Source organism: Methylotenera sp. (assembly GCF_030684185.1).
Classification (GTDB): domain Bacteria; phylum Pseudomonadota; class Gammaproteobacteria; order Burkholderiales; family Methylophilaceae; genus Methylotenera.
This window is the reverse complement of the sequence record NZ_JAUXOY010000028.1, coordinates 77136-101421: the sequence shown is the minus strand read 5'-3', so window position 1 is coordinate 101421 and position 24286 is coordinate 77136. Positions and strand designations below refer to the sequence as shown.

At 42.6% G+C, this 24286-nt stretch carries 24 protein-coding genes and 1 tRNA gene; all 25 read left to right on the top strand.

Features of this window, described 5'->3' with window-relative positions:
- The first annotated feature begins 14 nt into the window (after positions 1-14).
- Positions 15-2450 carry an NADH-quinone oxidoreductase subunit NuoG gene (gene nuoG, locus Q8J82_RS11745; RefSeq protein ID WP_305328365.1) on the top strand — a complete coding sequence of 812 codons (2436 nt, stop codon included), beginning with the start codon at positions 15-17 and terminating at the stop codon, positions 2448-2450.
- Complete coding sequence (nuoH, locus tag Q8J82_RS11740) at positions 2450-3478, top strand: NADH-quinone oxidoreductase subunit NuoH (protein ID WP_305327065.1); 1029 nt, start codon at positions 2450-2452, stop codon at positions 3476-3478. Before nuoG ends, nuoH begins: the two co-directional genes overlap by 1 nt.
- 48 nt (positions 3479-3526) lie before the next feature.
- The gene (gene nuoI / locus Q8J82_RS11735) at positions 3527-4018 is read left to right on the top strand and encodes an NADH-quinone oxidoreductase subunit NuoI (RefSeq protein WP_370653548.1); all 492 of its coding nucleotides are present in this window, start codon (positions 3527-3529) and stop codon (positions 4016-4018) included.
- 12 nt (positions 4019-4030) lie between these two features.
- Positions 4031-4699: an NADH-quinone oxidoreductase subunit J gene (locus Q8J82_RS11730; protein WP_305327064.1), complete on the top strand. Its 669-nt coding sequence runs from the start codon at positions 4031-4033 to the stop codon at positions 4697-4699.
- Complete coding sequence (nuoK, locus tag Q8J82_RS11725; RefSeq protein WP_304890998.1) at positions 4699-5004, top strand: NADH-quinone oxidoreductase subunit NuoK; 306 nt, start codon at positions 4699-4701, stop codon at positions 5002-5004. The genes Q8J82_RS11730 and nuoK overlap by 1 nt, the downstream gene beginning before the upstream one ends.
- A 7-nt stretch (positions 5005-5011) precedes the next feature.
- Complete coding sequence (gene nuoL / locus Q8J82_RS11720; protein ID WP_305327063.1) at positions 5012-7042, top strand: NADH-quinone oxidoreductase subunit L; 2031 nt, start codon at positions 5012-5014, stop codon at positions 7040-7042.
- An 18-nt stretch (positions 7043-7060) separates the two neighbouring features.
- Positions 7061-8572: an NADH-quinone oxidoreductase subunit M gene (locus Q8J82_RS11715; RefSeq protein WP_305328364.1), complete on the top strand. Its 1512-nt coding sequence runs from the start codon at positions 7061-7063 to the stop codon at positions 8570-8572.
- A gap of 3 nt (positions 8573-8575) precedes the next feature.
- A complete protein-coding gene (gene nuoN, locus Q8J82_RS11710) occupies positions 8576-10024 on the top strand; it encodes an NADH-quinone oxidoreductase subunit NuoN (protein WP_304890995.1) in 1449 nt (482 codons plus the stop codon).
- Positions 10025-10238: 214 nt separating this feature from the next.
- Positions 10239-11096 carry a neutral zinc metallopeptidase gene (locus tag Q8J82_RS11705; protein ID WP_305328363.1) on the top strand — a complete coding sequence of 286 codons (858 nt, stop codon included), beginning with the start codon at positions 10239-10241 and terminating at the stop codon, positions 11094-11096.
- A 16-nt stretch (positions 11097-11112) separates the two neighbouring features.
- Positions 11113-11697 (top strand): NUDIX domain-containing protein, encoded by a 585-nt coding sequence (locus Q8J82_RS11700; protein ID WP_305328362.1) that lies wholly within the window; start codon positions 11113-11115, stop codon positions 11695-11697.
- Between the two features lie 5 nt (positions 11698-11702).
- Positions 11703-12542: an SDR family oxidoreductase gene (locus Q8J82_RS11695; RefSeq protein ID WP_304890992.1), complete on the top strand. Its 840-nt coding sequence runs from the start codon at positions 11703-11705 to the stop codon at positions 12540-12542.
- Positions 12543-12563: 21 nt separating this feature from the next.
- Positions 12564-13913 (top strand): lytic murein transglycosylase, encoded by a 1350-nt coding sequence (locus Q8J82_RS11690; protein WP_305328361.1) that lies wholly within the window; start codon positions 12564-12566, stop codon positions 13911-13913.
- A gap of 203 nt (positions 13914-14116) precedes the next feature.
- Positions 14117-14193 (top strand) — tRNA-Val (locus Q8J82_RS11685).
- A 186-nt stretch (positions 14194-14379) separates the two neighbouring features.
- Complete coding sequence (locus Q8J82_RS11680; RefSeq protein WP_305327060.1) at positions 14380-15600, top strand: tyrosine-type recombinase/integrase; 1221 nt, start codon at positions 14380-14382, stop codon at positions 15598-15600.
- Positions 15601-15614: 14 nt separating this feature from the next.
- Entirely contained in the window at positions 15615-16106 is a 492-nt protein-coding gene (locus Q8J82_RS11675) for a hypothetical protein (RefSeq protein WP_305327059.1), read from the top strand.
- Between the two features lie 97 nt (positions 16107-16203).
- On the top strand, positions 16204-16392 hold the full coding sequence (locus Q8J82_RS11670) for an AlpA family transcriptional regulator (protein ID WP_305327058.1): 189 nt from the start codon (positions 16204-16206) through the stop codon (positions 16390-16392).
- Position 16393: 1 nt separating this feature from the next.
- Positions 16394-16534, top strand: coding sequence for a hypothetical protein (locus Q8J82_RS11665; RefSeq protein ID WP_305327057.1), 141 nt, complete (start codon positions 16394-16396; stop codon positions 16532-16534).
- A 71-nt stretch (positions 16535-16605) separates the two neighbouring features.
- Positions 16606-17592, top strand: a complete 987-nt coding sequence (locus tag Q8J82_RS11660; protein ID WP_305327056.1) for an AAA family ATPase — start codon at positions 16606-16608, stop codon at positions 17590-17592.
- A gap of 267 nt (positions 17593-17859) precedes the next feature.
- Positions 17860-18336, top strand: coding sequence for a hypothetical protein (locus Q8J82_RS11655; protein WP_305327055.1), 477 nt, complete (start codon positions 17860-17862; stop codon positions 18334-18336).
- Positions 18337-18354: 18 nt separating this feature from the next.
- Complete coding sequence (locus tag Q8J82_RS11650) at positions 18355-18930, top strand: hypothetical protein (RefSeq protein WP_305327054.1); 576 nt, start codon at positions 18355-18357, stop codon at positions 18928-18930.
- Between the two features lie 83 nt (positions 18931-19013).
- Positions 19014-19292, top strand: a complete 279-nt coding sequence (locus tag Q8J82_RS11645) for a hypothetical protein (protein ID WP_305327053.1) — start codon at positions 19014-19016, stop codon at positions 19290-19292.
- Positions 19292-19876: a hypothetical protein gene (locus Q8J82_RS11640; protein ID WP_305327052.1), complete on the top strand. Its 585-nt coding sequence runs from the start codon at positions 19292-19294 to the stop codon at positions 19874-19876. The genes Q8J82_RS11645 and Q8J82_RS11640 overlap by 1 nt, the downstream gene beginning before the upstream one ends.
- A gap of 89 nt (positions 19877-19965) precedes the next feature.
- On the top strand, positions 19966-20562 hold the full coding sequence (locus Q8J82_RS11635) for a hypothetical protein (protein WP_305328360.1): 597 nt from the start codon (positions 19966-19968) through the stop codon (positions 20560-20562).
- 614 nt (positions 20563-21176) lie between these two features.
- Entirely contained in the window at positions 21177-22100 is a 924-nt protein-coding gene (locus Q8J82_RS11630; protein ID WP_305328394.1) for a histone deacetylase family protein, read from the top strand.
- 259 nt (positions 22101-22359) lie between these two features.
- Positions 22360-24267 carry a threonine--tRNA ligase gene (gene thrS, locus Q8J82_RS11625; protein ID WP_305328359.1) on the top strand — a complete coding sequence of 636 codons (1908 nt, stop codon included), beginning with the start codon at positions 22360-22362 and terminating at the stop codon, positions 24265-24267.
- Positions 24268-24286: the final 19 nt, after the last annotated feature.

Below are 24286 nucleotides of genomic sequence, written 5' to 3'. Positions count from 1 at the left end.
GGTAAAAATAAATAATGTTAAATATTGAAATAGACGGCAAAGCACTAGAAGTCGAGCACGGCAGCACCATTATTGATGCGGCTGATAAGGCCGGCATTGCCATTCCGCGTTTTTGTTATCACCCAAAGCTATCAGTAGCCGCTAATTGCCGTATGTGCTTGGTGCAGGTTGAAAAGTTTAATAAACCATTACCCGCATGCGCTACACCGGTAGCAGACGGCATGAAAATTTTCACACGCTCAAAATCTGCTATTGAAGCGCAAAAGAGCGTAATGGAATTTTTGTTGATTAACCACCCGCTTGATTGTCCGATTTGTGATCAAGGCGGCGAGTGTGATTTGCAGGACATCGCTGTGGCTTACGGCACCAGCGGTTCACGTTATACCGAAGAAAAACGGGTTGTTTTTAACAAGAATATCGGACCGTTAGTCAGCACAGACATGACGCGATGTATTCAATGTACGCGTTGTGTACGCTTCTTGCAAGAGGTTGGCGGCATCATGGAGTTGGGCATGGTTGGTCGTGGCGAGCATGCCGAAATTGCCGCCTATGTTGATAAGAGTGTGAACTCAGAACTCTCAGGCAATATCATTGACTTATGCCCGGTTGGCGCGCTTACTAGCAAGCCATTTAGGTACTCAGCACGTAGCTGGGAACTGACACGCCGCCCAAGTATTGCGCCGCATGATGGTTTAGGTTCACATATTGAAGTGCACGTTAAAGATAACAAAGTCATGCGCGTATTGCCGCGTGAAAAAGAAAGTATCAATGAGTGCTGGTTATCTGACCGTGATCGCTTTTCTTACGAAGGCCTGAATAGTCCAGACCGCCTTAAAGTACCTATGATTAAGCATAATGGTGCTTGGGTAGAAACTGATTGGAAAACAGCATTAGAATTCGCAGCTGGTCAAATTAAAGATATTACCAATGAGCACGGTAGCGAAGCGCTTGGGGTACTTGTTTCACCCAATAGCACTATGGAAGAAGGCTACCTGGCAAAGAAATTAGCCGCTGGTTTAGGTTGTGGCAACGTAGATTATCGCCTGCGCCAAACGGATTTCAGGTTAGATGGTAAGCGTTTAGGAACGCCGTGGATGGGTTGTAATATCCAGGAAATTGAAGAGCTAGACAGAATATTGGTCATTGGCTCAAATTTACGAAATGAACATCCCTTGCTAGCGCAACGTTTCCGTAAAGCTGTGGCGAATGGTGCGGAACTTTCAATTATTAGCCCACTTGATAATAATCCCTTAATGGATATCGCTCATAAGGTGATTGTGCGCCCTAACGACATGGTGAACGTGCTTGGGCAAGTGCTTAAGGCGATGTCTGGATTACAGCGTTTATCATTATGTTTGCCACCGTCACTTACTCAGTTACTTTCTGATATTAAGGTGCGTCCAAATACGCAAGCCATTGCAGAGAGCATGGCTGGGCATGGTAAGGATTACGATTTAATTTCTCCAAAAGTGGGTATTTTCTTAGGCAATATGGCTTTAAGTGACCCGCGCTTCACAGAAATGTACAGTATGGCAGAAGCTATTGGCGGAATTTCAGGCGCCAAAGGCGGTATCTTGCCAGCAGCAGCCAATAGCACTGGTATGCATATGATGGGTGTGATGCCGAACGCTACGGGCATGCATGCGCGTGCGATGCTTGAAGTGCCACGCAAAGCTTATTTGATTGTGAATATTGAGCCTGAATTAGATTGCCAACACGCTGCGTTAGCAAAAGCTGCGATGGAAAAAGCAGAGTGCGTTGTTGCACTGACTGCGTTTAAATCACAGGCATTGGATAATGCCGATGTTCTGTTACCAATTGCGCCGTTTACTGAAACATCTGGCACATTTATGAGCATGGAAGGTCGTGTGCAAAGCTTTGCTGCCGTGACTAGACCGTTAGGTGAGTGTCGCCCAGCATGGAAGGTATTACGTGTCTTGGCTAATGCTTTGGGTTTGCAAGGGTTTGATTACGAAACCAGCGAACAAGTAAAAGATGCTATTTTTGGTGGTGAAAAACCTTCCGCAATGGTTTGGCGTAGCCTGAATAACAATCTGAAAGAGTTGGTAGAGATTCACATTAATATCAAACATGATGGTTTGCAGCGTATTGGCGAAGTGCCGCAGTATGAGTCTGATCCAATTGTACGACGTTCAGTGCCATTGCAAAAAACCAAATACAATATCAAACCAATGGCGCGCATGTGCGCCAGCCAGCTTTCAGAATTAGGCTTGGTCGATGGTGATTACGTATTGGCTAAGCAAGATAAAGGTAGCGCCGTGCTGACAGTTAAACTTGATAATCACGTTGCGAAAGGCTGCGTGCGTGTTGCTGCAGCGCATGAAGATACAATTGGTTTGGGCGATTTGATGGGTGATATTGCTGTTGAAAAAATCTCAGCAGAACAATTTACTGCCCATGAAGCTGTCACCATGGAGGCGCGCGGCTAATGGAATGGTTATCAACTATATTTGGTAGTTACTGGCCTGCGGTGCAACTCACAGGTTGGACATTGATTAAAATCGTTGCCATTGTTGCACCGCTAATGGGTGCGATAGCCTATCTTACGCTCGCTGAACGTAAAGTCATTGGCTATATGCAAGTGCGTATCGGCCCAAACCGCGTTGGTTATTTTGGGTTATTGCAACCAATAGCCGATGGATTAAAGCTTTTATTCAAAGAGATTGTTGTACCTACTGCTTCGAATAAAGGTTTATTTTTATTAGGCCCAGTACTCGCTATTGCGCCGGCCTTTGCAGCTTGGGCAGTGATTCCGTTCGATGCAACTTTAGTGCTGGCAAACATAAATGCAGGCTTACTTTATATCTTAGCCATGACTTCAGTGGCCGTTTACGGCGTCATCATTGCAGGTTGGGCATCAAACTCTAAATACGCTTTTTTAGGTGCGATGCGTTCAGCAGCACAAATCGTATCATATGAAATTGCCATGGGTTTTGCTTTGGTGGGCGTGCTGATGTGTGCCAACTCGCTTAATTTGGGTCAAATTGTGATGGGGCAGGCTGGCGGTTTGCATCATTGGTATTTCTTGCCATTATTTCCATTATTTATCGTCTACTTTATTAGTGCTGTAGCAGAAACCAATCGTGCGCCATTTGACGTGGCTGAAGGTGAATCAGAAATTGTCGCTGGGTTCCATGTGGAATATTCTGGCATGGCATTCGCAGTATTTTTCTTAGCTGAATACGCTAATATGATTTTGGTTTCTATATTAGCTGCAATCATGTTCTTGGGTGGCTGGTTATCCCCCGTTACATTCATTCCAGATAGCTTTTTATGGTTGTTAGCCAAAGTCGGTTTCTTATTGTTCTTGTTTTTATGGTTTAGGGCAACGTTTCCAAGATACAGGTATGACCAGATCATGCGTCTAGGCTGGAAGGTGTTTATACCGATTACTATTGTATGGATTGTATTTGTAGGCGGTATGATGCAAACACCTTGGGCTTACTTGTTTCACTAATACTTATTTGTATTACTAAATAACAGAAAATATTTAATTAGATAATTTATGATCGCAAAAATTAAATCTACGCTTTCTAGCCTGATGCTGGTTGAGCTACTAAAAGGGATGGCATTAACAGGCCGCTACTTTTTTGCGCCTAAAATTACGGTGCAGTATCCAGAAGAGGTAACGCCGCAGTCCAATCGGTTCCGTGGCTTGCACGCGTTACGTCGTTATCCAAATGGTGAAGAGCGCTGTATCGCTTGTAAGCTGTGTGAGGCTGTATGTCCTGCCATGGCGATTACCATTGAATCTGAACAGCGTGATGATAATACTCGCCGTACTACTCGCTACGATATCGATCTCACTAAATGTATTTTTTGCGGTATGTGTGAAGAATCATGTCCAGTGGATTCTATTGTAGAGACGCGTGTTTTTGATTATCACGGTGAACAACGCGGTGACTTGCTCTACACCAAAGAAATGTTGCTCGCGGTGGGCGATAAGCATGAACAACAAATTGCCGCTGACCGTGCGGCCGATAAAGCCTTTAGATAGAACTGTATAAATATGACCTTTTTTGGCTTACCTTTTCAAGACATTGTTTTTTATACGCTGGCAGCTATTTTGCTGTACGCAGCTTTGCGGGTGATTACCACACGTAATCCAGTTTACGCAGCGCTGTATTTAGTTTTGGCGTTTTTTACCGCAGCTGGTGTATGGCTGCTGTTAGAAGCCGAGTTTTTGGCAATTGTACTGGTGCTGGTGTACGTTGGCGCAGTGATGGTGTTGTTCTTATTTGTAGTGATGATGCTGGATATCAACTTAGACAAGTTGCGCGAAGGTTTCTGGAAAGCATTGCCAATAGCCTTGCCTGTAGGTGGTTTGATGGCGGTGGAAATGGTGATGATAGTAGGCGTACGTAATTTTGGTGCTGATAAAATCGTTGCCCCAGCAGCACGTCCAGCCGATTACAGCAACACTGCGGAGTTAGGGCGTGTGCTTTACACGGATTATCTATTGCCGTTTGAATTGGCCTCAGTCGTATTGCTGGTTGCTATTATTGCCGCGATTGCGCTTACCTTAAGAGACCGCAGAGAGAGCAAGTCTGTCGATCCTGCCAAACAAGTACTGGTGAAAAAGGCAGACCGGATTCGGATTGTTAAGATGGATGCGGTTGTTGAAAAAGATTCAGAAGCGTCCAGTGATGTTTCAACTGTTGCTAAGGAGGCTGAATAATGGTTGGCTTATCCCATTACCTTATTTTAGGCGCGCTTCTGTTTGCGATTAGCGTGGTTGGCATATTTTTAAATCGTAAAAATGTCATTATTATATTGATGGCAATTGAGTTGATGCTGTTAGCTGTAAACCTTAATTTTATTGCCTTCTCACATTATCTGCATGATATTGCAGGCCAAGTTTTTGTATTTTTTATACTCACCGTAGCAGCCGCAGAATCTGCGATTGGCTTAGCCATTTTAGTGGTGTTGTTTAGAAATTTACGCACAATTAACGTTGACGATTTAGATCAATTAAAAGGGTAAGTTGAGAATGACTATGCAACAAATTTATCTCGCTATTCCCTTGCTGCCATTACTTGCTGCCATAATCGTTGGCTTGTTTGGTCAGCAATTGCCACGTGCCTCTGCCCACATTTTAACTATTTTAGGTGTAGGTGCGTCATTTGCCTTGTCACTTTATGTGCTTAAAGATGCAATGGTTAGTGCTCCGTATAATGAGACTGTCTACTCATGGTTAAAAAGCGGTAATTTCACATTTGAAATAGGTTTTTTAATCGATCGACTATCAGCCATGATGATGGTAGTTGTGACTTTTGTATCGCTAATGGTGCACATTTACACCATTGGCTATATGAAGGAAGATGAAGGTTACGCGCGCTTCTTTAGTTACATCTCGCTATTTACTTTTGCCATGTTGATGTTGGTGATGAGCAACAACTTCATGCAGCTATTTTTTGGCTGGGAGGCCGTAGGTTTGGTTTCTTATTTGCTCATCGGCTTTTGGTACAAGCGGCCAACGGCTATTTACGCCAACTTGAAAGCTTTTTTGGTGAACCGCGTGGGAGATTTTGGTTTTTTACTCGGCATTGGCTTGGTGTTATTTCACTTCGGCAGTTTAGATTACGCTGCAGTGTTTTCAGTTGCACCGCAAATGGCAGATGTTCAAATTTCGCTAATCGGTAATACACAATGGTCTCTAATGACTGTGACTTGTATCTTACTGTTTATTGGCGCAATGGGTAAATCAGCCCAAGTGCCGTTACATGTGTGGTTGCCAGACTCAATGGAAGGCCCTACGCCAATTTCAGCCTTGATTCACGCAGCCACCATGGTGACAGCAGGTATTTTTATGGTGGCACGTATGTCTCCATTGTTTGAATTATCATCAACTGCGCTGTCATTTGTGATTATTATCGGCAGCATCACCGCGTTGTTTATGGGCTTTTTGGGCATTATTCAAAATGACATTAAACGTGTCGTGGCTTATTCAACACTTTCTCAATTGGGTTATATGACGGTGGCACTTGGTGCATCAGCATATTCAGTGGCTATCTTCCATTTGATGACACACGCGTTCTTTAAGGCGTTGTTGTTTTTAGGTGCAGGTGCGGTAATTATGGGCATGCACCACGACCAGGATATTCGCAACATGGGCAACCTTAAAAAATACATGCCTGTGACCTGGATAACCTCGCTCATCGGCTCGTTAGCATTAATAGGTACGCCATTCTTATCTGGATTCTATTCAAAAGACAGCATTATTGAAGCAGCAAAAGCCTCAACTATTACTGGTAGCAGCTTCGCCTATTTTGCTGTGCTAGCCGGCGTTTTTGTAACTGCCTTTTATAGCTTTCGCATGTACTTCCTGGTGTTCCACGGAAGTGAAAAGTGGCGCGTTGTTAAACATGATGCACATCATGATGAGGCACATGACGACCACAGTCATCATCACGGATTAGCACCAACAGATGATCCGCATGAACCTGGTTGGGTGATTAAATTACCATTAATTTTATTAGCAATTCCATCATTGGCTATTGGTTACTTTGCGATTGAGCCTATGTTATTTGGTGACTTCTTCAAGGGCGTTATTACCGTTAATTCTGCAGTGCACCCTGCGATGCACGAGCTTAATCATCACTGGCATACTATTTATCACTCAGCAGCAGGTATGGCTTTACATGGTTTGCTGACGTTGCCATTTGCACTAGCAGCCTCCGGCGTAGGGTTGGCATGGTTTTTCTACATGAAACGTCCTGATATTCCAGCCAATATTCAAACAAAGTTTTCTACAATTAATGCTATTTTAGAAAACAAATATGGTTTTGATAGTTTTAATGAGCGTGTATTTGCAGCAGGGTCACGTTTTATCGGTAATAAGCTTTGGCAAATCGGTGACGTTAAGATTATCGATGGTGCAATGGTGAATGGTACGGCAAACCTAATAGGCAAGCTCTCTGGTGTGGTGCGTAAATTGCAAACGGGCCTCATTTATCACTACGCATTCGCCATGATTATCGGCGTGTTTTTTATGCTGTCGTTCTACTCGTTTAAATTTTAAGTAAAGTATAAAAAGAAAATGGTTGATTACTTTATCCAGCACATTCTAAGCTTCTCCATCTGGGTGCCAGTGTTAGCGGGTATTGTTGTATTAGCTACAGCTAATGACAGCAAGCCTAACGTTACTCGTTGGTTGGCACTGCTTGGTGGGATTCTGAGCTTTCTAGTCACAATTCCACTGTATACGCACTTCAATTTTGCTGACGGCGGCTTTCAGTTTCAAGAAGGCTTTAGCTGGATTCCAGCCTTTAATATCAACTACCACTTAGGCGTGGATGGCATTGCGATACCACTCATACTGCTGACCAGTTTTACCACTGTAATTGTGATTATTTCCGCATGGGAAGTGATTGAAAAACGCGTGGCGCAATATATGGCTTCTTTCCTTATTATGAGTGGTTTAATGATTGGTGTGTTCAGTGCCTTGGATGCCATTTTGTACTACGTATTCTGGGAGGCAATGCTCATTCCAATGTTCTTGATTATAGGGATTTGGGGCGGGCCAAATCGCGTGTATGCCACGGTTAAGTTCTTTTTATATACGCTGCTGGGCTCACTGCTTATGTTGGTGGCGTTTATATATTTATATTATCAAACAGGAAGCTTTGATATAACGGCTTATTACAGGCTTCCAATCCCGCTCAATGTACAAGTACTCATTTTCTTGGCATTTTTTGCAGCGTTTGCTGTAAAAATTCCAATGTGGCCTGTACATACTTGGTTGCCAGATGCACACGTAGAAGCGCCTACAGGCGGTTCTGTGGTGTTGGCTGCTATTGCACTTAAATTAGGTGGATATAGCTTCCTGCGTTTTGCGATGCCAATCGCGCCAGATGCGTCGCATCATTTATCAGGCTATATGATTGCCTTGTCGTTGATTGCGATTGTTTATATTGCACTCGTGGCTTTGGTGCAAAAAGACATGAAAAAGCTGATTGCTTATTCTTCTATCTCGCACATGGGTTTTGTCACACTAGGTTTCTTTATATTTAATAATTTAGGGCTAGAAGGCGCAGTCGTGCAAATGGTGTCGCATGGCTTTATTTCAGCAGCTATGTTCTTATGTGTTGGTGTGTTGTACGACCGGGTTCACAGTCGCCAAATCGAGTCTTATGGTGGTGTTGCGAATACAATGCCGGTATTTGCCGCGTTTGTAGTGTTGTTTGCAATGGCTAATAGCGGTCTACCAGGTACTTCTGGTTTTGTTGGTGAGTTCATGGTGATATTAGGTGCAATTCAAGTTAACTTTTGGTATGCGTTCCTAGCTTCATTTACGCTTATTTTTGGTGCAGCTTATACCCTTTGGATGGTAAAGCGCGTGTTTTATGGTGAGATAGCCAACGAGAAAGTTGCAGCATTAAAAGATTTAAACAAAAGAGAATTTTTGATATTAGCGATATTGGCATTATTGGTATTAGCTCTAGGGATATACCCGCAGCCGCTTACCGATATGACCAATGCCACAGTTACTCAACTTCTTTCACATTTAGCGCAAAGCAAACTGCCGGCCAGCTTGCCATCAGGTCTATAAGTTATGGAAAATATACGTTACGACCTCATCACAGCCTTACCTGAAATCGTCATAGTTTGTATGGCGATGTTTATTTTACTGGCTGATTTGTTTCTTAAGTCAAGTAATCGCATCGCGATTTATGTACTAGCACAGGTGACATTATTAGTAGCTGCCTACTTAACCTTTAGTACACACACGCCTAGTGTTGGATATGCATTTACCGGAACATTTGTAGATGATGCCATGGCCGATGTACTTAAACTCATGATTTATTTAGGTACTTCGTTGATATTTGTTTATAGCCGACAATATATTCAGTTACGTGAAATGTATCGCGGCGAGTTTTACGCATTGGTGCTGTTTTCTGTCGTCGGCATGATGATTATGGTATCAGGCCAGAACATGCTTACGCTGTATGTAGGCTTAGAGTTATTGTCATTAAGCCTTTACGCACTAGTCGCGCTTGACCGCGATAACGCTAGAGCTACCGAAGCTGCCATGAAATACTTTGTATTAGGGGCATTGGCTTCCGGCATGTTGTTGTACGGCATGAGTATGATATACGGTATGACAGGTAGCCTGAATATCTCTGAAATCAATAATGCGTTGATGGGTGGAGAAAACGTACAGTCAGTGCTGATTTTAGGTCTTGTTTTTATTGTGGCTGGTTTAGCATTTAAATTGGGTGCAGTACCTTTCCAAATGTGGGTACCAGATGTTTATGAGGGGTCGCCAACGGCAATCACTTTGTTAATTAGCTCTGTGCCTAAGTTGGCTGCGTTTGCATTTATTATCCGTATGCTCGAGCAAGGTTTACATACACTTGCAGTTGACTGGCAACAAATGCTGATGATCATGGCTGTGTTGTCTATCGTTATCGGTAACGTCACAGCAATTGCACAAACCAACTTAAAGCGTATGTTGGCTTATTCTACAATTTCACATGTGGGTTTTGTGTTGTTTGGTTTAATGAGCGCAAGTATTAATGGTTTTACTTCTGCGCTGTTTTACATCGTCAGTTATGTATTAATGACCTTGGCTGGTTTTGGCATGATTCTATTGTTATCACGCAAGGGATTCGAGGCTGAAAAACTGGATGATCTCAAAGGCCTGAATCAACGTAGCCCATGGCATGCATTTTTAATGTTAATTGTCATGTTTAGTATGGCTGGCGTGCCTCCAACGCTGGGGTTCTATGCCAAATTTACCGTGTTGCAAGCCGCATTGCAGGCTGGCTTCTTATGGTTAGTGGTGTTTGCTGTTCTCATGGCCGTGATTGGTGCATTTTATTATCTTCGCGTTATCAAACTGATGTATTTTGATGAACCTGTAGATCACCATCCTATTCAGGCACCTATGGATATGCGTATTGTATTAGGTGTTAATGCGCTAGCCTTGTTAGCAATAGGGCTTATGCCGCAAGGACTGATGGAGTTATGTAGTTATGCCATCTCAAAAAGTTTAGGCTAATTTAGATAGATAGCGGTGTAATACACTTAGCCGCGATATTGTTTAATTTTTTTCTTGTAAACAATCGTAAAGTAAACGCAACAGTCCCTCAGACACCCTTAATCTCATTCACTTAAAAGCTAAAATATACAAAAAGTACTTGTATATTTTAGCTTGTCATTCAAAATATCAACACATCGAACTCAATTTAACCTCCTTAAATTAAAGGCTTGCTATGCGCTTAGATGATGAACGTGAAAGCAGTAATGTGGAAGACAGGCGCGGTAGCGGCGGAAGAATGCCAATCGGAGGCAAAAGCATCGGTTTAGGGACTATCGCCATCGCATTGCTTGCTATGTATTTTGGTATTGATCCTTCTGTGGTGCTTAATATTGGTCAGGGTCTGCAGCAAGAAGCGCCTGTTGAAGCGCAAGCTATTCCTGCGAACGATCCGATGGCGAAATTTGTAGCAAAAGTGCTTGGTAGCACCGAGGATACATGGGGTAAGATTTTTGAGGCTTCTGGTCAACAATACCCTGCACCTAAACTCGTGCTATTCAGCGGTCAAACACCTACGGCCTGTGGGTCAGGTCAGGCGGCAATGGGTCCATTTTATTGTCCAGGCGATCAGAAAGTTTATATTGATTTAGGCTTTTATCATGAGATGAAAACGCGATTCAATGCCCCCGGCGACTTTGCGCAAGCTTATGTCATTGCACATGAAGTTGGTCACCATATTCAAAACCTGATGGGTACTTCTGATAAAGTGCAACAAGCTCGTCAAAGCGCGCGCACTGAGGCGCAAGCTAATCAGTATTCTGTCCGCCTAGAGTTACAAGCCGATTGTTATGCTGGTGTATGGGCAAATCATGCAGATGGAGCAAATCGTATTTTGGAAGCAGGCGATGTTGAGGAGGCGATGACTGCAGCAGCAGCAATTGGTGATGATGCATTGCAAAAGCAAGCGCAAGGTTATGCGGTGCCAGATAGCTTTACACATGGGACTTCACAGCAACGCATGCGCTGGTTTAATCAAGGCTTAAGCACTGGCGATATTCGTAAGTGCGATACATTTAGCGTGACATCCATTTAACTTAAGGTTGGTTTTTATGCTTTCTTCAGATGATGATTTAATAGAACATTGCATAAGTTCACAAACCATTGCTGCTGGAGGTATGCTGACCGTTAAGTGTGATGAAGTACGATTACCCAATGGCAATACCAGCTTGCGGGAATATGTAACGCACCCAGGCGCGGTGTTGATTGTGCCGATTTTACCAAATGGCAATGTGGTTCTTGAAAAACAATTCCGTTACCCACTCAACCAAGTGTTTATTGAATTGCCAGCAGGTAAGATAGACGCAGGTGAAGAGGTGCTGCTTACTGGTCAGCGTGAGTTATTAGAAGAAACTGGCTATGTAGCAAGTCATTGGGTGAAGCTAGGTCATCAGCATCCGTGCATAGGTTACTCAAATGAAGTTATTCATATTTATCTAGCCCATGGTTTGGTTGCAGGCACTCATCAGCGCGATGAAGATGAATCCCTGATAGTGTTTGAAGATAGTTTAGCGAACTGTTTATCTATGATACAAAGTGGTGAAATTACTGACGGTAAAACGATTATTGCCTTGTTTCTAGCAGAAAAATACTTGATGCTTAACCCTCAACTCCAACCTCAATTGCAATATGTGTGACTAATATGGTTAAAGTTCTGATTGTTGGCTGTGGAGATTTAGGTGGAGCGGTTGCTAACCAGTTGTCCAACTTAGGTTTTGATACAGTTGGCGTTAGACGCAGTATTAGTTCAATTGACGGTGTGACAATGATTCAAGCAGATGTTACGCAACCAGCGAGCTTAATTGATCTTAAGCATATTCAACCAGAAATTCTAATTTACTGTGTTGCCGCCAATGGCCAAACAGATGAGCAGTACAAAGCCCACTATGTGGATGGTTTGCGACATGTGTTAGCTATGCAGTCAGAAAATTTGAAACTAAAACATGTTTTTTTTGTCTCCAGTACACGTGTGTATGGCCAGCAGACAGATGCAGTTTTAGATGAATCGACACCTGCCATGCCTGCTGATTTTGGCGGTGTGCGCTTGCTGGAGGCAGAGAGTATGCTCAATAGCTTACATTGCAACAGTACAATATTGAGACTTTCAGGTATTTACGGAGCAGGGCGTTTGCGTATGATTAATTTAGCAAAGTTCCCTGAAAACTGGCCTGCACAAAACAGCTGGACTAATAGAATTCATCGGGACGACGCAGCGGCTTTCATGGTATTTTTAGTGCTGCAAGCATCTGCGGATGCTGCAATTCAATCTTGCTACATCGTCACTGATTCTAAACCCAGTTCCCAATTTGAAGTGCTAAGTTGGATAGCCAATCAAATGCAGATTAAAGTTGAAATCAAATCACCAGTTTTAGGGGGGGGTAAGCGTCTTAGCAATCAAACTATGTTAAATACAGGGTTTAGATTGCAATATCCAGATTTTAAAGCAGGTTATCATGCCTTGTTGACTGATATTTCTGTTTGATACCATTAAAATGAATTTAGTATGAAATTACTCATTACATTTTTAGTATTGCTTGGTTGTTCATTTGCAAATACTGCATTCGCGCGCGAAGAGTTTAGCCTGTGGCTTGATGCACTAAAGCAAGAAGCTATAAGTGTTGGAATCACTGAACAAACTGCCACAGACACAATGAGCCGTGTGCAGTTGCTGCCTAATATTATCAAGTTAGACCGTTCCCAACCTGAGTTCATCAGTCCATTTCTTGATTACTATCAACGGCGTGTAGATGCACTTAAAATTAAGCGTGGCCGTGAAATGCTCGCTAATCACGCCATATTACTCAATCAAGTTGAGATGCAATATGGCGTACCCAAGGAAATATTAGTTGCATTTTGGGGAATGGAAACCAATTATGGGCGTTTTCAAGGCAATATTGATATGCTTTCAGCGCTCGCCACCCTGGCTTACGACGGTCGGCGCTCTAGTTTTTTTCGTAATCAGCTCATGGACGCAATGCGTATGATAGATGCTGATCACGCTGATGCTGAAGAGCTTGTAGGATCATGGGCAGGTGCCTTTGGTAATATGCAATTTATGCCCACTACTTTTATGACCTATGCGGTGGATGGTGACGGCGATAATAAAATTGATGTCGTTAATTCTACAGCAGATGCATTTGCATCAGCCGCCAATTATTTATCTCAGGTAGGCTGGCGCAAGGGCGAGCCGGCGATGATAGAAGTACAACTACCCGCTAATTTTGATTGGCAAGTTGCACAGTTTAATTTAAGAAAACCGGTTGAAGAATGGGTGGCTATGGATGTAAGACCAATGCAGCCAACTTATTTATTATCAAATAATAATCCTAAAGCGCGTCTCGTTAATGTACATAGGCCAAAAGCTAAAAAAAATAAAAAAAGCTTGCATCAAATAACTTATAAAAAAGAGGCTGTTAAAAATTTACAAAGTAATCAGACTGCCAGCATTTCATCATTAAAATCTACACTGCCAAATGTTGCAGGCCATGCGGCCATTGTTTTACCACAAGGCTGGCGCGGGCCAGCGTTTATGATATTTGATAACTTTGATGCGGTCATGGATTGGAATCGCTCGGTCAATTATGCGCTATCTGTAGTGCAATTAGCCAATCGCATCAATGGCAAGCCACCTATTCTGGGCGGGCAATTTGCCGAAGTAGGTGCATTGTCATTCCAACAAATGATTGCATTGCAAACAGAGCTTAATAAAAATGGATTTGATGCAGGCGAACCAGATGGTTTTCCCGGATTAAGGACACAGGAGGCAGTAAGAGCTTTTCAACTATCGCAGCGCCTTCCAGCAGATGGGTACGCGAGCCCTAATATTTTTAATTATTTAAAAATAAGCCAATAAGTGTTATCAAGCCTTTAAATAAGGTTGTCCTCAATAGTTGATGTTCCAGAACTTGAAAGATACTCTTAATTTTATGATGGTTAATCGATTAAGTATTCAGTTCCTATGTTTGTTGTTTGCACCTGAGGCCACAATCAGCTAAAATCGCGCTCTGTTTGAAATTAAGCAATTTAGCATTGATTCAAACCCACGATTCAAAGTATAGGCGGTTAGCTCAGTTGGTTAGAGCGCTTGGTCGACATCCAAGAGGTCACCAGTTCGAATCTGGTACTGCCTACCAGTAACATGTTTTAAGAAGTCCTAAGCAGTCCACTAAGCCAGCCTAAGTGCTGGTTTTTTAATGTCTTTTTGTCTTGTAGTGTCCTAAGCCTTGCTATTACAGCCTAAATAATTTACAGTATTATTTGCGTTATTTAAAAATACCGCATTTATAAATACCGTAAATTGCTTAATTTTGAGGTTGATTATGGCTTTAACCGATATTGCAGTCAAAAGTAGCAAGCCTAAACAAAAAGCGTACAAGCTAAGTGATAGTAACGGCTTGTATCTATTCATTAGCCCTGCGGGTGGTAAATTGTGGCGGTATGACTTCGCCATTAATAAAACACGAAAAACGCTCGCGCTTGGCAAATATCCATTAATGACCTTGCTAGAGGCACGTGAAGCGCACTTGCAAGCCCGTAAAAATATAGCGGCTGGTATTGATCCTAGCAATTTAAAAAAGCAAGCCAAAGCCGATAGTGAAGTAAATAACGCAAATACTTTTGAGCTGTGGGCTAATCAATGGCTAGGGCATTGGCGGGTAGATAAAGCTACGCGTCATGTTGATATTATTAGCAAGCGATTAGCAACCAATGTGCTGCCTGTTTTAGGGGCGATGCCGATATTGAATATTACAGCGGTTGATATTGCTAACGTCATGCGCGGTATTGCAGGGCGTGGGGCTTTAGATGTTGCTACTAGTGCTTATCAAACCATTAGCCAAATATTCCGCTATGCCATTGCTAACGATAAAACGGCGCGTATCACCCGCAACCCCGCAACTGATATTAAGCCAAGCGATATTATTCAATCGCGCCCTGTGGTGAATCAAGCCCGTGTCGATATTAAAGACTTGCCAGTGTTATTGCGGGCGATTGATACCAGTGAAACTAGGGCGGTTACGCGCATTGCCATTAAGCTAATGGCTTTAACCTTTGTACGTACTAGCGAGCTAATAGGCGCAGAATGGCAAGAGATAGACTTGGAAGCTAAACAATGGCGCATTACAGCCGAGCGCATGAAAATGAAATCGCCCCACATTGTGCCATTGGCAAGCCAAGCGCTTGAATTGCTAACAACACTAAAAGAACAAACAGGCTGGAGTAAGTTTTTATTCCCCCACCAGCACGACCCTAAAAAAACCATGAGTAACAACACCATTTTGCAAGCCCTTAAACGCATGGGCTATCAGGGCAAAATGACAGGTCACGGCTTTAGAGGTATTGCCAGCACAGCGCTACACGAACAAGGTTACACGCACGAGCATATTGAGCTGCAACTTGCTCACGCACCGCGTAACGCAGTAAGTGCGGCCTATAACCATGCTCTATATTTGCAACCGCGTACTGTGATGATGCAGCAATGGGCGGACTATTTAGACGAACTCAAAGCGGGTGCAAAAGTATTACCGTTTAAGCAAGCGTAAAGGGGTGTATAAATATGTCGGAAATAAATTCAAGTCTTGAAGATAGGCTTCAAACAGAGCTTTCTGATGTCAATATCAAAAGAAAAGTTATTGCAATTCTTTTGCAAGACGCACCCGAACAGGTAGCAGGCGCTTTTGTAGTCGCTTCGGCTTTATTAAAAGAATCGTTGAATTTATTGCATGAGGTTACCGATAGGTTGCAACAGGAAATTGAGTTTTCGGATAAGTATCAATATATTTTTAAACTTACAGAACATCACACAAAGCGTGGTCAAAAAATTCTAAATGGTGCAAAAGTTGGGCATGAGGAATTATATGGAACGCCAGCTGAAAAAGAAGCAAAAAAACTAAAGATTCAAAATGAATGTAAAAATATTGCAATACTAAATCCATCATGGAATTTAACGGCAATAAGACAACAAGCCGCTGAAAATCTAGGTGATGGTTATGGCTTTAAAACAGTTACAAGAGCCACCCCCGACCTAAAAACACTACTCAACAAGTAGAGTTATTTTAGGTCAGACTAGCCACTGTCTTTTTTAAAATAATTTACAGTTCCATCATAACTGCTTAATAGACATAGCAGGATATTTTGGAGCAAATATGTACCATAAAATTTTAAGGCTAAAAGCAGTTAAAGACAGCACGGGCTTAAGTCGCTCTACCATTTACGCTATGCTTAAAGCTGGCAACTTTCCACAATCGGTTAAATTAGGCTTACGTTCCGTAGGTTGGTATGAGGCCGATATTCAAGGCTGGATTGCAAGCCGTCAAGCAAGCAAGGCGGCTTAACATGTCGAGCGCGAACCCAAAATACGCGGGCAAGTTCTCACGTAAAGCTCTGCCACCCGCAATTCAATACTACCAAACTGAAAATATGATACTTAAAGGTGCTGGCGCATGGCATGACGCTTTGCGTATATGGCAGATTTAAACATTAAGCCGAAGGGGTTATCAACACTAGATAAATTTAAACAGTTATCAACCACACGAAGGCTAGAGCAAATGAAAAACGACTTAAACAATGACCGCTATATTTTTGATGGCATAGCATTGGCTGGACAAATTACATTAATCTATTCAAAGCCTAATACTGGAAAAACTTTACTATTTTTCCGGATGTTGATTGATTCCATTAAGGATGGGCGGGTTGATGCTGAAAAAGTGTTTTATATTAACGCTGACGACCACTTTAAGGGACTGGTAACGAAAACTGAAATTGCAGCCGAGTACGGCTTTGAAATGATTAGCCCCGCAGAATCAGGCATTGACCCGAATAAGATAATCGCAATGCTAAGTGATATGGCGCAAAGCGGTGAAGCGCGCGGGTTAGTGATTATCTTAGATACATTGAAAAAGTTTGCAAATATGATGTCCAAAGAATCGCAATCAGCCTTATACAAAACACTTCGCAGACTGATTGCAAAAGATGCCACAGTAATTTTAGCTGGACATGCCAACAAATACCCTGATAGCGAAGGTAAGCTCGTTTACGAGGGCACCAGTGACACAATGAACGACATTGATTGCGCCTATGTAATAAATCTCACTTCACTGCCTGAGGGCGATGTAACGGTTGAATTTGTGCGTGAAAAGAATCGAGGCGATAACATTTTCAAAGCTAACTATTCTTACAAAAAACTTAAGGGCATGACTTACCAAGAAATGCTAGACAGCGTGAAGAAAGTTGATGGGGAACATGTCGGTAATAAAACTGATATAAATATTTTGCTAGATAAATTTGAATCAGAAATTTTGCTTATAACTGGCTTGCTTGAAAGGGGCAAGTTAAATCAATCGGCGATAATAAAAGCTTTTACTGATATGGGCGGCGAAGGTTTAGCTAGTGAATGTAGCGTGCGTAAATTAAAAGAATGCTTGAGGTTGTTTAATGGCAAATTATGGCGCGCACATAGGGCAGATAAGAAGGAAAAAACTTTTAGCTTAATATCCACTTCCACCGATTATGCAAAAGCCAAAAGCGGGGGGTGAATCATGTGTTTTTTGTAAAACTGTAACTTTTGTAATCAATCTTGTTTTGAATGCATAAATGTCAGCTGAAATTATCCTGAATTTTAGAAAACTAAAAAACAGCACCGCTACGAGCCTTATTCGGCGAACACATGTTTAAAAGTGACAAAAATGACATAGATTACATAAGTAACGATATTACATAAAACACACGATTCAACCCTCGCCCAAAAAAAGCCTAAAAATGCCAATAAACGCACCTGAGACGAGAAATTAGGAGATGTATAAATGACCGAACAAAACGAAAAAATATTTAACTGGGATAACTACGTGGATAGATTAAGAAAAACCAATGACCCAGCATATGGTGGTGGTGGCGGTGGTGGTTTTGGCAAAACTCCAGGACAACTACTTAAGGATGAAGTACTTCGTGCCTGCATTCATACTTGCGCCACTTTGCAATGGCTACATGAAACACTGGAAGATTCAGAATGGGAAAAGGCTGCTACCCTGAAACGGGCTGCGATTATTTACAAACTACCCAACTTTACCTACATGCTAGATTCCTGCCGAGCAAAAAAAAAGGCCACTGCTGCACAGGCGCGTTATCTTAAACAAATTATATTCCCCTTGCATGATGACTCTATGGAAGCAGAGGTTGAGCTTAGGCAGGCAATTAAAGACCCATTGTGGGAACTACATAATTACAAGCTGTTTTATAAACATAACAACATGCCTTTTCCACCTGACAATGACAAAGCGTAACAATAAAATTTGCTAACTATGGAAAAAACACCATTTCAAGGCAAGCGCGACGGTAGATTAACAACCGATGACTTCCTATTTATCGACGTTAATCACTTAAAGCGTGAGGGGCTTCTAGAGGCAACTAGCTTCTTTAGCTGCGAATGGAAGCGACGCGGTAAACTGGTGGATTCTATCAATGTAACCGTGAAAGATGACCACATCATTATTGATGACCAAGACATTTTCATTGAATGGTGGCGCTGCCCGCTGGGAGGCAAAAGACCATGGTTTCACTGCCCTTCATGTAACAAGCGTTGCTGTAAGCTGTATAAAGCAAATACTTCATTCGCCTGCAAGACATGTTTGAACCTCGTTTTTAAGGTATGGCATGAACGCCCTAAACGTCGAGCCTTGCGCCGTGCTGAAAAGGTTTTTCAAAAGGTTAAGTATGAATTCAACAGAAAAGGTGATAAACCAAAATGGCAGAGGTGGCCGACTTTCGAGCGCTTAGAAGCCGAGGCTGAACAAGCCTTAAATGTAATCAGCGGTGAAGAAGAAAAATTGCATGATAAACTTCGTAAGCTCAACCCGCCATCAAGCGGTATTTACTAAAGCAATCGGAAGTGCGGGAGTCTGCGTGTTTTCTTTTCGTTCATAAACTACTAGAATAAACACTCATTAAAATGGGGAATGAAATGATTGATTACTGCCAGCGATTCCATATCGTCAAAGACATGAACGGCGACTTGTTGTTTAGCATTTCTGATGTGTGGCTGATTATCAAGTTTATTTGGTTGTTGCCAGCAAAGGCGGTTGTGAGTTTGATTGAAAACAACTCGAAGTGGGCGGCATTCTTCGAAATTGACTGTTCAACAGGCGAATCTTGGGGCGGGGGTATGTTTTCTCTGGTTGGGTGGATTGTGATTTTTGTTGGAATTGTTGCAGTGCTGGCAGAAATAGCGGAAAGCAAATAATGGCTGTCAATATTTTTGAAGGTGCGCGCCGAATTGCAAAATTGGTAGCTGCCCTGTGGGTAATAGGATACATTGTAGCGGCATTTGATTTAACATCTTCTGTTTATGTTACATACCAGATTGATGACCCTGAAAAAGTGCCTATGCGAGCGGAAAGTGATTGCAACCATTCCGTTGATGTAACCAAGAGCTTGGATCTAACAACAAGCAAAGGAACAGACGTTTCGCTAACCCTTTGCTTTAAACACAGGGTTTTTGATAATGGCGCAAAGTTAATTCCTTATCTCTACGATAAAGACAAAACATTGTGGGGAGGCGAAGAATATTCTACCGAAGTTTTAAGCTACACCCAATCGGTAGCAAGTAATTTCAAGTTATCAAAATCTGATGAAGAGTGGATAGATGCTCAATGGTGGTTTGTACGGCTAAAAGAACTGGGATTGCTCGTGCTTATTGTAATTGGCGGATTGCTATTTCTATGGACGTTTACTTGGGTCGTTGGATGGATTGTGCGTGGCTTTAAGGGCATTCCGCAAGGACAAGACCAAAGAGAAAATAAAGTCGATACTTCACCCAGCCCATAAAAGCAGATATATATTGCTAGTGCATGGTTAAGAAACATCTTAGGAAGTTTGTTTTACATATTTAGATAGAGGAAATCATGACAAATGAAGTGAAGTTGCGCCTTTACATTACGGCGATTGTGATTGTTATGTTAATTCTCTATATCGGCCCACCAGCCATGAATTCTCACTTAATGACACTTCGAGAGGAATTGCGGTTAAGTTGTTATCTGGCGGGGCAAAGAATGGATTGGGATTACTGCCAACAGGAGGCTACCAAGAAGGCGGCATTATCCCTATGGCAATATCTGCTCCCCTACCTACCCGCAACTGCTATTCTCTGGTTCAGTTGGTTACTCAAACCAGAGCTACGGTTGTCGGATGATTCATACCCAAAACGGACAATGAACGCTCTATTGTGGCTTGGTCTGCTTGTTGCCGCATTTGGCATATGGAATGCCATTTGGCCTATCGTTAGCACGAGCGATGCTGAACTCTACAAAGTCTCAGCTCGAGATTTTCTAGCGGTGACTTGGGTGGCATCTGCATGGCTGATTGCCCCACTTTTGTTTCATCACTTGGTTGCACCAGTTTCATTGTCAACGAGCATGAGAAAAGGGAAGATTGCTTTATTGTTGCTCACGGTTGCTCCTATTGTCGCAGGTATCATTTATATCGTGCGAGATTTCATGATTATAAAGGGCTAACCGACTTCGATTAACCGCAGTCGGCACATAAACCCATTCATACGTAAATGTCTAGCCGATGGATACGTAGTATGTAGCTAATGGGAGACCTCATAGCCGACCCTTGCCGCCGAATAGACCCCCATGGGGTACTTGCAGCCAATGAAAGTAGCTAAACAAAAGTTAATTTAGCGATATTAATGTCTGTTTTCAATATTTTTTAGACACTAGCAGAACATCTACCATTTTGTATTAAACGGCTGAGTTTAGTCGTGTATAATTCAATTTAAGCCGTCAAATGCAATCGCGATTAAAAATAGTCACAATTTGTATTTGCGGTATTTTTTACGGCATATGCCTTTTTTAATTATCATAATAACCTATATAAACAATATGTTATGCATTTAATTAGGATTAGGTACTGACCAAAACTACTAAAGCCATTTCTTGTAAAAGAGGTGGCTTTTTTTGTTTTGGAGAGAACTTTTATTTATTGTATTATTTTGGTTGGTAAGTAGGGCTAAATATAAGGGCATATCATGAATAGAAGAGATGTCTTGCTTGGGGGTGTCGCTCTAGCTGCGGCGGCTATTACAGGCAACGTGCAGGCGGCAGTTAAGCGTAAACAATCTGCAATGGATACCGCTTACATTAGCCACTCATCTTGCCTTAAGCATAATATGGGCGCAAGCCACCCAGAGCGCCCGGAGCGCATGCAAGCCATCGAGTATCAACTCAAAGCATCAGGGTTGTTAAGTCTTCTTAGCCGACATGAAGCGCCTAAAGCGAGTAAAGAGCAGTTGGCACGTGTCCATAGCAATAATTATATTGAATGGATTTTCAGTCAATCGCCTACTTCAGGTTTGGTTCAGCTCGATGCTGATACCGCGATGAATCCTGATAGTTTAGAAGCCGCTCTACGTGCCGCAGGCGCAGCAGTCATGGGGGTAGATTTGGTGATGTCGCGTCAAGTCAAGAATGCATTCTGCAATACTCGCCCACCAGGGCATCATGCTGGGCGTGCCAGTGCGGCAGGCTTTTGTATTTTCAACCAGGTTGCAGTCGCTGCCGCGCATGCAATTAAGCATTATGGCTTACAGCGGGTAGCCATTGCTGATTTTGATGTACATCATGGCAATGGTACGGAAGATATTTTTCATGATGATTCACGCGTGATGCTTTGCTCAAGCTTTCGGCATCCCTATTATCCCAATAGCGGTGCTGATAGTGGTAATGATCACATCATTAACACACCGCTTGTTGTTGGTAGCACGGGGAGGGAGTTTCGTTCTGTGGTAACCGAGCAATGGTTGCCTGCCCTTGAGCGTTTTAAGCCGCAGTTGATATTGATATCAGCAGGGTTTGATGCGCATTTAGAAGATAAAATGGGAGGTCTAGCGTGGCTTGATGAAGATTATTTTTGGGTGACAGAGGCGCTTAAGAAAGTTGCAGAACGGCATGCCAACAAACGTATCGTATCTGTACTTGAAGGTGGGTACGCACTAAATGCCTTGGGCCGTAGCGTAGAAATGCATATTAAAAGTTTAAGCGGAATTTAATGTTTATTGCACTAATAAACATTGAGCTTGAGGAGAAAGCTGTGAGCACGCTAATCCCGCCTTTACTAAAAGTATTTCACATTAGTAAATCTGGAAATTAAACCTAAGAATTTAAACTAATCATTTAAATCTAGGCCATAAATTGCAGGGATAGGGCGCCTTATGAGATAATCGTGCGCAGTAATTTTTAGATAACTTTAGCTAATTTATAAGCCACAATCTTAAATTTGTGGCTTTTGTTGTTTTAGAGAGAAACGATATGCCAGTAATACGCTTGCCTGATGGATCTGAACGTAGTTTTGATAACTCCGTTACTGTGGCTGATGTTGCCATGAATATTGGTGCTGGTTTGGCCAAAGCAGCGCTTGCCGGCAGGGTGGATGGCGTATTGGTCGACACTTCTTATCTTATTAGCCAAGATGCAGACCTTGCAATCATTACCGATAAAAATGCTGAGGGTATCGATATTATTCGCCATTCAACCGCGCACTTGTTAGCGTATGCGGTAAAAGAGCTATTCCCAGAAGCACAAGTGACCATAGGTCCTGTCATAGAAAATGGTTTTTTCTATGATTTCAGTTACAAACGTGCTTTTACGCCAGAAGATTTAATTGCTATTGAAAAGAAAATGGCAGAGCTCGCCAAAAAAGATGAACAAGTGACGCGTAAGGTGTTGCCGCGTGATGAAGCGGTCAGTTATTTCAAATCAATAGGGGAGCATTACAAAGCGGAAATTATCGCCAGCATTCCGGCAGGTGAAGATGTTTCGTTGTATACCGAAGGCAACTTTACTGACCTTTGCCGTGGCCCACATGTGCCAAATACGGGTAAGTTAAAGGCCTTCAAACTTATGAAGCTCGCTGGCGCATACTGGCGTGGCGATAGCAATAACGAGATGCTACAGCGCGTGTATGGTACTGCCTGGCGCAATAAAGAAGACCTCGAAGCTTATTTATTTCAGTTAGAAGAAGCAGAAAAACGCGACCATCGTAAATTAGGCAAGCAGTTGGACTATTTCCACATGCAAGACGATGCGCCTGGTATGGTATTTTGGCATCCGCGTGGATGGAGTATTTGGCAGGAAGTCGAGCAATACATGCGCCAAAAGTTTGTGGATTATAACTATCAAGAAGTGCGCACACCGACCATTATGGATAGAACCTTATGGGAGAAGTCAGGCCATTGGCAAAATTACCGCGATGGCATGTTTGTGACTTCATCAGAAAGCCGCGATTACGCTGTTAAGCCGATGAATTGCCCTGGCCATGTGCAAATTTTTAATAGCACTTTGCACAGCTACCGTGATTTACCGTTACGTTTGGCTGAGTTTGGCTCATGTCACCGCAATGAGCCTTCAGGTTCATTGCATGGTTTAATGCGCGTGCGTGGTTTTACTCAAGATGATGCGCATATATTTTGTACTGAAGAACAGGTTGAAGCTGAAGTCGCAGATTTCATCAAAATGCTTTACAAGGTGTATGGCGATTTCGGCTTTAACGATGTAATAGTAAAGCTATCAACTCGCCCAGAAAAGCGTATCGGTACTGATGCTGATTGGGATAAGGCGGAAACCTCGCTTGCGAATGCGCTAAAAATAAACAATTTAGAATTTGAGTATCAGCCAGGCGAGGGCGCTTTTTATGGTCCGAAAATCGAATTTACGCTTAAGGATTCTTTAGGCCGCATGTGGCAATGTGGCACGATTCAACTCGACCCTAACCTGCCAGAACGCTTAGGCGCTGAATACGTGGCAGAGGATAATTCACGTAAACGCCCTGTGATGCTGCATCGCGCAATTGTTGGCTCTATGGAGCGTTTTTTAGGTATCCTGATAGAAAACTATGCTGGCGCAATGCCGCTTTGGCTGGCGCCTGTGCAAGTGATGGTATTGAATATTTCTGAAAATCAAGCCGATTACGTGCGCCAAGTAGTTGAAAAGCTAAAGAAAAGTGGCATTAGATGCGAATTTGACTTGAGAAATGAGAAGATAACCTATAAAATACGCGAACATTCTATGCAAAAAATGCCTTACTTGATTGTTGCAGGTGAGCGTGAAATGCAAACAGGACATGTAGCCGTGCGTACCAGAAAAGGCGAAGACTTAGGTTCTATGCCGATTGAAGCGTTAATCGAGCGCTTAAAAGCAGAGATTGAAACTAAAGTTTAAGCTTGCTGAAAGCCACTCA

Bases quoted from the DNA above. Each gene is read 5' to 3' on its own strand.
- nuoH (WP_305327065.1), top strand. From the start codon at position 2,450: ATGGAATGGTTATCAACTATATTTGGTAGTTACTGGCCTGCGGTGCAA.
- Q8J82_RS11695 (WP_304890992.1), top strand. From the start codon at position 11,703: ATGGTTAAAGTTCTGATTGTTGGCTGTGGAGATTTAGGTGGAGCGGTT.
- Q8J82_RS11660 (WP_305327056.1), top strand. From the start codon at position 16,606: ATGAAAAACGACTTAAACAATGACCGCTATATTTTTGATGGCATAGCA.
- Q8J82_RS11640 (WP_305327052.1), top strand. From the start codon at position 19,292: ATGGCTGTCAATATTTTTGAAGGTGCGCGCCGAATTGCAAAATTGGTA.
- nuoL (WP_305327063.1), top strand. From the start codon at position 5,012: ATGACTATGCAACAAATTTATCTCGCTATTCCCTTGCTGCCATTACTT.
- Q8J82_RS11650 (WP_305327054.1), top strand. From the start codon at position 18,355: ATGGAAAAAACACCATTTCAAGGCAAGCGCGACGGTAGATTAACAACC.
- nuoG (WP_305328365.1), top strand. From the start codon at position 15: ATGTTAAATATTGAAATAGACGGCAAAGCACTAGAAGTCGAGCACGGC.
- Q8J82_RS11675 (WP_305327059.1), top strand. From the start codon at position 15,615: ATGTCGGAAATAAATTCAAGTCTTGAAGATAGGCTTCAAACAGAGCTT.
- Q8J82_RS11700 (WP_305328362.1), top strand. From the start codon at position 11,113: ATGCTTTCTTCAGATGATGATTTAATAGAACATTGCATAAGTTCACAA.
- thrS (WP_305328359.1), top strand. From the start codon at position 22,360: ATGCCAGTAATACGCTTGCCTGATGGATCTGAACGTAGTTTTGATAAC.
- Q8J82_RS11690 (WP_305328361.1), top strand. From the start codon at position 12,564: ATGAAATTACTCATTACATTTTTAGTATTGCTTGGTTGTTCATTTGCA.
- Q8J82_RS11730 (WP_305327064.1), top strand. From the start codon at position 4,031: ATGACCTTTTTTGGCTTACCTTTTCAAGACATTGTTTTTTATACGCTG.
- Q8J82_RS11705 (WP_305328363.1), top strand. From the start codon at position 10,239: ATGCGCTTAGATGATGAACGTGAAAGCAGTAATGTGGAAGACAGGCGC.
- nuoI (WP_370653548.1), top strand. From the start codon at position 3,527: ATGATCGCAAAAATTAAATCTACGCTTTCTAGCCTGATGCTGGTTGAG.
- Q8J82_RS11655 (WP_305327055.1), top strand. From the start codon at position 17,860: ATGACCGAACAAAACGAAAAAATATTTAACTGGGATAACTACGTGGAT.
- Q8J82_RS11715 (WP_305328364.1), top strand. From the start codon at position 7,061: ATGGTTGATTACTTTATCCAGCACATTCTAAGCTTCTCCATCTGGGTG.
- nuoN (WP_304890995.1), top strand. From the start codon at position 8,576: ATGGAAAATATACGTTACGACCTCATCACAGCCTTACCTGAAATCGTC.
- Q8J82_RS11680 (WP_305327060.1), top strand. From the start codon at position 14,380: ATGGCTTTAACCGATATTGCAGTCAAAAGTAGCAAGCCTAAACAAAAA.
- Q8J82_RS11670 (WP_305327058.1), top strand. From the start codon at position 16,204: ATGTACCATAAAATTTTAAGGCTAAAAGCAGTTAAAGACAGCACGGGC.
- Q8J82_RS11630 (WP_305328394.1), top strand. From the start codon at position 21,177: ATGGATACCGCTTACATTAGCCACTCATCTTGCCTTAAGCATAATATG.
- nuoK (WP_304890998.1), top strand. From the start codon at position 4,699: ATGGTTGGCTTATCCCATTACCTTATTTTAGGCGCGCTTCTGTTTGCG.
- Q8J82_RS11665 (WP_305327057.1), top strand. From the start codon at position 16,394: ATGTCGAGCGCGAACCCAAAATACGCGGGCAAGTTCTCACGTAAAGCT.
- Q8J82_RS11645 (WP_305327053.1), top strand. From the start codon at position 19,014: ATGATTGATTACTGCCAGCGATTCCATATCGTCAAAGACATGAACGGC.